At 72.1% G+C, this 330-nt stretch carries 1 protein-coding gene; it reads right to left on the bottom strand.

Going from position 1 to position 330, the window contains the following annotated elements; translation table 11 throughout:
- Window positions 1-278 (bottom strand): DNA cytosine methyltransferase (locus tag K206_RS40665; protein WP_020207212.1); only part of this gene is annotated, 278 nt, incomplete at its 3' end.
- Between the last annotated feature and the right edge of the window lie 52 nt (window positions 279-330).

Genomic DNA, 330 nt, shown 5'->3' with positions numbered 1-330 from the left:
TGGCACGGTGTGCCGCCGACCAGGATGTCGGGCGCCGGCACGGTGCCGGCGCGCACCTGGCGGGCGATCGCAGTCATGTCGCCCAGGTTGGGCACGTGGGGGTAACGATGGGCGAGCACGGCGCTCGGGAACGGCTCGATCTCAGCGAACCACGCAGCTTCGAGGCCGAGGGGTTGCCAGGCGAGGCTCGCGGCCTCGATGCCGCTGCACACGCTGCCGTAGAGCAGCGGCGCGTTGCGCGGCCTGCCGTGTGTTGGGGGGCAAGGATGGGGGTTCATGTCGGGTCTCCTGTTCGTGTGGCCCAGGGCCGTTGGGCGGGGGGCCGGGACA

Origin of the sequence: Cupriavidus sp. WS (assembly GCF_000395345.1) — a bacterium.
Classification (GTDB): Bacteria; Pseudomonadota; Gammaproteobacteria; order Burkholderiales; family Burkholderiaceae; genus Cupriavidus; species Cupriavidus basilensis_B.
This window is presented reverse-complemented; position numbering and strand designations above follow the sequence as displayed.